Below are 6536 nucleotides of genomic sequence, written 5' to 3'. Positions count from 1 at the left end.
GCCCCCGCATCCCCGTACATGACGCACCSCCGGTGCACGCCGTGTGCCGTGCCTCCTTCCTGGATAGCCCCGCACGGCGGCCGGCACAAGTGAGGTCATGGGTACCGCGCCGGGCGGTGATCGAGTGGCGGCGATCGGGTGGTTTCGCGCCGTCGCGGCTTCAGTGCCGGAGGGGCGGGCATGCGTTGTCTCGTGTTCCGCATGTCCCCGAGCCGAGGAACGGTAGCGCCATGACCGAGTACGAGCGTTCGCGCACGATGCCCGCCCTGCCGGAGCACGTCTTCGACCAGGCGGCCGACGTCGCTCAGATGGACGCATGGCTGCCCCAGGACCTGCACGTCGACGCCGGGGAGCCGCCCGCGGTCACCGTGCACGAGGACCGCACCGACCAGGACGTCTCCGCCCTGCTGCGGGCCCAGAAGGACCAGATGCGCCTGGAGTGGGGCACGCGCGAGCAGGGCAGTTACACCGGCTGGCTCCAGGTCGCGGGCCTGGGCACGGGCACCAGCGAGGTGACGGTGCACCTGTCCTTCTTCGACAAGAGCCACGACCCCGGCGAGCGGGCCGTGCACCGCGCCCTCGACGACAGCCTGGCGCGCCTGGAGGAGCAGGTGCGGCTGCGCGTCGACAACGCGGCGGGCTAAGCGCGGCGGTCCCCTCAGGCCCCGGTGCCGCCCGGCTTCAGGGAGCGCATACGCGTGTCCAGTTCGCGCCGGTAGAAGTCGACGAAGCCGTCGGGGTCGGGGCCCGCGTTCTGCATGACCAGCCGGTCGAAGCCCGCGTCGACGAACTTCTGGGCCACCTCCACGAAGCGGGCGGGGTCCGTGCCGCAGGCGAACTTCTCCCGGATGTCCTCCTCGCGCACGGTCGAGGTCGCGGCGTCGAAGTTGACCGGGTTGGGCAGCTCGCTCATGACCTTCCAGCCGGTCAGCGCCCACCGCGACGTCTCCAGGGCGGCCTTCGCGCCCGTGTGCTCGTCGGGCGCCCAGGCCATCGGCACCTCCGCGTAGCACGGGCCGCTGCCGCCCGCCTCCCGGTACTGCCGGACGATCTCCGGCTTCTCCTCCGTGGCGAAGAGGCCGTCGCCCAGTTCGGCGGCGATCCGCGTGGACGGCTTGCCGCTGGCCGCCACCGCGATCAGCGGCAGCTTCTCGGGCAGGTCGAAGACCCGGGCGTCCTCAAGGCGCAGATGCCTGCCCTCGTAGGACTGGTAGCCCCCGCGCCACAGCAGCCGGATGATCTCCAGGGCCTCCCGGAACATCTCGTGGCGGGTGCGGACGGTGTCGGGGAAGCCGTGGCCGACGACATGCTCGTTCAGCCGCTCGCCCGAGCCAAGGCCGAGCACGAACCGGCCGTCCGACACCAGGGCCAGGGTGGCGGCGGCCTGCGCGATGATCGCCGGGTGGTAGCGCACGGTCGGACATGTCACCCCCGTCGCCAGTTCGATCCTCGACGTCTTGGCGGCGATGGCGCCGAGCACCGTCCACGCGAACGGCGAGTGCCCCTGATTGTCGAGCCAGGGGTGATAGTGGTCGCTGATCTCGACGAAATCGAATCCGGCTTCCTCCGCGAGAACCGCCTGCCGCACCAGTTCCTTGGGGCCGAATGCCTCGGCGGCCAGCTTGTAACCGATCTGCATGTGCTTGCTCCTCGTTATCGGCGGGCAACGCGCGCCGGTCGCCCCATTCTTTTCATCCGGCCGGTTCGGGCGCATCCCGAGCGCGGTGCACAAGCACGGCGGGGCGCCCCCTCGTGATCAGGGGGCACCCCGTCGTGGAATACCGCGGCACTCAGTGCTTGCCGGTGTCCTTGATCTTCTCCTTGGCCTGGCGGGCGTCGCCCTTCGCCTGCTCGGCGCGGCCCTTGGCGGTGAGGCGCTCATTGCCCACGGCACGTCCGACGGTCTCCTTGACCTTGCCGGTGATCTGCTCGGTCTTCGCCTGGTTCTTCTCGTTGGCGGCCATGTCGCTCACCCTCCAATGGTGTGGATCGCTTTCTGCAATATCGGCTGGCCGCTCATGGCCGACGTAAACACATCGGCGCGAAAAAAAATCCGGCGACCGGTTGTCCCCCGAAAGGCGAACGAGAAACCCGGATTCCGGGTGCGTGTCTTGCGGGGACCGGGGCAACGAACTCCGCGTGCGGCCTCGGCGGCAGCACCGCAGGATGTACGCGACCGGAAGGGAACGGATCGGGAAATGACCGGCCAGGACGAGGAGCCGCGGACGTCGGGCGCCGTCCGGCGCTGGTCCAGTCGGATGTGGAAGTGGTGGCAGCGGGCCCTGGAGACACCGGGCTACGAACGCCACACCCTGCTGCTCGTCGGCAAGAGCACACTGGCCGCGACCCTGGCCTGGCTCGTCTCCTACTACGCGCTCCACGCGCCGTCACCGGCCTTCGCACCGTTCTCCGCGGTCCTGATGATGCAGGTGACGGTGTACCAGTCACTCCTTCAGTCGCTGCGGTACGTGGCGGCCGTGGCGGTCGGCGTGCTCATGGTGTCGGGCCTCGGATTCCTCATCGGCTCCGACCTGCTGGCGTTCGTGCTCGTGGCGGTCGCCGGGCTGACCATCGGGCGCTGGCCCCGGCTCGGCTCCCAGGGCTCGCAGGTCGCCACGGGCGCGTTCTTCGCCTTCTCCACGTACGCCCTCGCCCCCTCGGACAGCGAGAAGGCCGCCCAGCTGGGCCAGATCGTCCTGCTCGTGCTCATCGGCTGCGGCATCGGGGTCATCGTCAACCTCACGGTGGCACCGCCGATACGCTACCGCAGCGCGGAGTACGGCCTGCGCTCGCTCTCCGCCGCCCTCGGCGACCTGGTCGGCGACATCTACCCGGTGCTGCGCGACAACGAGATCGACTCCGACCGCTGCGGCCAGTGGTACAGCAGGGCGGAGCGGACCGGCGGCATGATCACGCAGGCGCGGGACGGTTTCCGCACCGCCAAGGAGAGCCTCTACTACAACCCCCGGCTGCTGCTGCGCAGGCAGCGGGGCGCCAAGGTCTCCTTCGAGGGCTACGGCGCGGTGCTCGAAGCGCTTGTGCGCGCGCTGTACCAGGTGACGTCGCTGACCCGCAGCCTGCACCAGTGGACCGAGCGGGAGAGGAGGCTGGACGACGGCGCGTTCTTCGCCCGCTACGCCGACTTCCTCGAATGCGTCTCCAGGATCACCGATGTGCTCGCCGGGATCGACGAGGACTCCCTCGCCGAACAGTCCCGCGAGCTGGGCGGCCACGTCGACCGCGCCCAGGACGCCGCGCGCGAGCTGGCCGAGGAGGCGGCCCGCTCCGGTCTGCCGCTGGCCGACCCGGCCCGTCCCTACGGAGCCCTCATGGTGGAGGCGAACCGCCTCATGGGGGAGTTCCTGCACACCCGCGACGTGTTGAAGGAGACGCGCTGAACCCTCCGGCGCGCCGGGCCCCGCCGTGCGCCGGAGCACTCCGCCGCACTCCTTCGACGACCGTGATGACCTGCGGGCGAGTTGTCATGCCTCCGGCTGGCGCACTACTGTCACCACGCCTTGGTGCACGGGAAATCCGGTGTGATGCCGGTGCGGCCCTCGCCACTGTGATCGGGATGTCCGGCTCCAGCCCTCGCGGCAGCCACTGGGCGCACACGCGCCCGGGAAGGCGGAGCCCGGGCGGTACGACCCGTCAGCCAGGAGACCGGCCAAGGCGCGTTGTCCATCCACGAGGTGCTGGAGAGGGTCTGCTGAGCCATGCACATAGCCGAGGGTTTCCTTCCGCCGGCGCACGCGATCGCCTGGGGCGTAGCGTCCGCGCCGTTCGTCGTCCACGGAGTCCGCTCCCTTACGCGTGAGGTCAAGGAGCACCCCGAGAGCACCCTGCTCCTCGGTGCGTCCGGAGCCTTCACCTTTGTCCTGTCCGCCCTGAAGATCCCGTCGGTCACCGGGAGTTGCTCGCACCCGACGGGCACCGGCCTGGGCGCGATCCTGTTCCGCCCGCCGATCATGACGGTGCTCGGCACCATCACCCTGCTGTTCCAGGCCCTGCTGCTCGCCCACGGCGGGCTCACCACGCTCGGCGCCAACGTCTTCTCCATGGCGATCGTCGGGCCCTGGGCCGGATACGCCGTCTACCGGCTCCTCAAGCGGTACGACGTGCCGCTGATGGTGGCGGTCTTCTTCGGCGCGTTCGTCGCCGACCTGTCCACGTACTGCGTCACCAGCGTCCAGCTCGCCCTGGCCTTCCCCGACCCCGGCAGCGGATTCCTCGGGGCGCTCGGCAAGTTCGGCGGTATCTTCGCCGTCACCCAGATCCCGCTGGCGGTCAGCGAGGGGCTCCTCACCGTCCTGGTGATGCGGCTCCTGGTGCAGTCGAGCAAGGGCGAACTCACCCGGCTCGGCGTCCTGCCCGACCCGGGGCGGCGGACGGCGACGGAGCGGACGGGCGGCACCGACGAGGACACGAGGTCCGCCAAGGAAGAGAAGACCGCCAAGGAGAAGAAGACCGGCAAGGACACCAGGACCGAGACGGGGGCCAGCGCCTGATGAGCCGGAACGCCAAGATCAACACCCTGCTGCTCGTCATCGTCGCCGCCCTCGCGGTGCTGCCGCTGGCGCTCGGCCTCGGCGACGACAAGAAGGAGCCGTTCGCGGGCGCCGACGCCCAGGCCGAGACGGCGATCACCGAGAACAAGCCCGACTACGAGCCCTGGTTCTCCCCGCTGTACGAGCCGCCGTCCGGCGAGATCGAGTCGGCGCTCTTCGCCCTTCAGGCCGCACTCGGCGCGGGCGTCCTCGCGTACTACTTCGGGCTGCGCAGGGGCCGCCGCCAGGGCGCGGAGCGCGAGCGGGCTGAGGAGGGCAGGGCCGAGCGGTCCGGCGAAGCGGCGGACAGCCCCGCCGACGCCGGGCAGGGCTGATCCACCGGTGCTGCCCATCGACGCGGCGGCGCACAGCAGTCGCTGGCGCCGCCGTCACCCCGTGGACAAGGCCGTGCTCGGCCTCGGTCTCACCGTCCTCGCCATCTCCCTGCCGCCCTGGCCGGGCGCGGTCCTGGTGCTGCTGACCGCGCTCGTGGTGCTGCTCGGTCCGGCCGGGGTGCCGCCGCGCAAGCTGTGGCGCGCCTACCGCGTGCCGCTCGGCTTCTGCGTCACCGGAGCCCTGACGCTGCTCGTCCAGGTCGGCGGCCCCGAGGGGTTCGTCACCCTGGCCGACGGCGGCCCCGCGCGCGCCGGGGGGCTGCTCCTGCGGACCTCGGCGGCCTCGCTCGGCGTGCTCCTGTTCGCCTTCACCACGCCCCTGTCGGACCTGCTGCCCCGGCTGGTGCGGGCGGGGGTGCCCGCGCCCGTGGTCGACGTCGCCCTCGTGACGTACCGGATGAGTTTCCTGCTCCTCGACTCGATGGGGCGCATCCGGCAGGCACAGGCGGCGCGGCTCGGGCACACCACCAGAGCCGCCACCTGGCGCTCACTCGCGGGACTCGGGGCCACCGCGTTCGTGCGCGCCTTCGACCGGGCGGGGCGGCTCCAGGCCGGGCTCGCCGGGCGTGGCTACGACGGCACCCTGCGCGTCCTGGTGCCCGGGGCCAGGGTCTCCCGCCCCTTCGTGGCCGGTGTCGCGGCCCTGCTCCTGGGCCTGATCGCCCTCACCCTGGTACTGGAAAGGTTCCTTCCATGAGCGAGCCCCTGGTGGCGCTGCGCGCGGCGTCCTACGCCTACGAAGAGGGGCCCGAGGTGCTCAGCGGCCTGGACTTCGACGTCGCCGAGGGGCGCGCCCTCGCCCTGCTCGGCCGCAACGGCAGCGGCAAGACGACCCTCATGCGGCTGCTCAGCGGCGGACTGCGGCCACGCGAGGGCGAGTTGACCCTCGGCGGTGTCCCGGTGACCTACGACCGCAAGGGTCTGACCCGGCTCCGCACCACGGTGCAGCTCGTCGTGCAGGACCCCGACGACCAGCTCTTCGCCGCCTCGGTCGGACAGGACGTGTCCTTCGGCCCGCTGAACCTGGGACTGCCCGACGCCGAGGTACGGGCGCGGGTCGCCGAGTCGCTCGCCGCCCTCGACATCGCGGCGCTCGCCGACCGGCCCACCCACCTGCTCTCCTACGGCCAGCGCAAGCGCACCGCCATCGCGGGCGCCGTGGCGATGCGCCCGCGCGTCCTGATCCTCGACGAGCCGACCGCGGGCCTCGACCCCGACGGACAGGAGCGCCTCCTGGCCACCCTGGGGCGGCTGCGGGACGCGGGGACGACCGTGGTGATGGCCACCCATGACGTGGATCTCGCCCTGCGCTGGGCCGACGACGCGGCGCTGCTCACGCCCTCCGGGGTCCGCACGGGCCCGGCCGGAGTCACCCTGGCCGACCGGGACCTCCTGGTGCGGGCGGGCCTGAACCTGCCGTGGGGAGTCGCCGTGGCCGAACTGCTCAGGGCGCGGGGCCTGCTGGCGGAGACGGACGAGCGGCCGCGTACACCGGAGGAGCTGGCCGCGTTCACCGCGCGGGCGGGGGAGGGGTCGAGCGCCGCCTGAGCGGCACGCCGCCGGGCGGTGCCGCCCACCGGCTGTGCCCGTCCGT

7 protein-coding genes, 1 pseudogene and 1 riboswitch are annotated in these 6536 nt (G+C 71.8%); of the genes and pseudogenes, 6 read left to right on the top strand and 2 right to left on the bottom strand.

The features are described from left to right. Window positions 1-230: 230 nt before the first annotated feature. Window positions 231-644: an SRPBCC family protein gene (locus tag AB8Z36_RS25855; RefSeq protein ID WP_369215780.1), complete on the top strand. Its 414-nt coding sequence runs from the start codon at window positions 231-233 to the stop codon at window positions 642-644. A 14-nt stretch (window positions 645-658) separates the two neighbouring features. Here AB8Z36_RS25855 and AB8Z36_RS25850 read toward each other — a convergent pair whose 3' ends face one another. Together AB8Z36_RS25850 and AB8Z36_RS25845 are read right to left on the bottom strand one after the other, a co-directional pair. Beyond that, on the bottom strand, window positions 659-1639 hold the full coding sequence (locus AB8Z36_RS25850) for a TIGR03557 family F420-dependent LLM class oxidoreductase (protein ID WP_369215779.1): 981 nt from the start codon (window positions 1637-1639) through the stop codon (window positions 659-661). Window positions 1640-1790: 151 nt separating this feature from the next. Then, the gene (locus AB8Z36_RS25845) at window positions 1791-1964 is read right to left on the bottom strand and encodes a CsbD family protein (RefSeq protein ID WP_369215781.1); all 174 of its coding nucleotides are present in this window, start codon (window positions 1962-1964) and stop codon (window positions 1791-1793) included. A gap of 234 nt (window positions 1965-2198) precedes the next feature. Here AB8Z36_RS25845 and AB8Z36_RS25840 point away from each other — a divergent pair, with 234 nt between their 5' ends. The 5 genes and pseudogenes from AB8Z36_RS25840 to AB8Z36_RS25820 all read left to right on the top strand — a co-directional run bounded on the left by AB8Z36_RS25840 (window position 2199) and on the right by AB8Z36_RS25820 (window position 6490). Continuing rightward, complete coding sequence (locus AB8Z36_RS25840) at window positions 2199-3398, top strand: FUSC family protein (RefSeq protein ID WP_369215778.1); 1200 nt, start codon at window positions 2199-2201, stop codon at window positions 3396-3398. Window positions 3399-3502: 104 nt separating this feature from the next. Beyond that, window positions 3503-3686: riboswitch (cobalamin riboswitch) on the top strand. 30 nt (window positions 3687-3716) lie between these two features. Then, a pseudogene (locus AB8Z36_RS25835) lies at window positions 3717-4376 on the top strand (energy-coupling factor ABC transporter permease); the annotation flags it as partial. Window positions 4377-4507: 131 nt separating this feature from the next. Continuing rightward, entirely contained in the window at window positions 4508-4882 is a 375-nt protein-coding gene (locus AB8Z36_RS25830) for an energy-coupling factor ABC transporter substrate-binding protein (RefSeq protein ID WP_369215777.1), read from the top strand. Between the two features lie 7 nt (window positions 4883-4889). Beyond that, window positions 4890-5639: a cobalt ECF transporter T component CbiQ gene (gene cbiQ / locus AB8Z36_RS25825; protein ID WP_369215776.1), complete on the top strand. Its 750-nt coding sequence runs from the start codon at window positions 4890-4892 to the stop codon at window positions 5637-5639. Then, window positions 5636-6490 (top strand): ATP-binding cassette domain-containing protein, encoded by an 855-nt coding sequence (locus tag AB8Z36_RS25820; RefSeq protein WP_369215775.1) that lies wholly within the window; start codon window positions 5636-5638, stop codon window positions 6488-6490. The genes cbiQ and AB8Z36_RS25820 overlap by 4 nt, the downstream gene beginning before the upstream one ends. Window positions 6491-6536: the final 46 nt, after the last annotated feature.

It is taken from the genome of Streptomyces flavofungini (assembly GCF_041028215.1).
In the GTDB taxonomy this organism is placed as follows: domain Bacteria; phylum Actinomycetota; class Actinomycetes; order Streptomycetales; family Streptomycetaceae; genus Streptomyces; species Streptomyces flavofungini_B.
The sequence above is the reverse complement of the archived record's forward strand: the minus strand, read 5'-3'. Positions and strand labels throughout refer to the sequence as shown.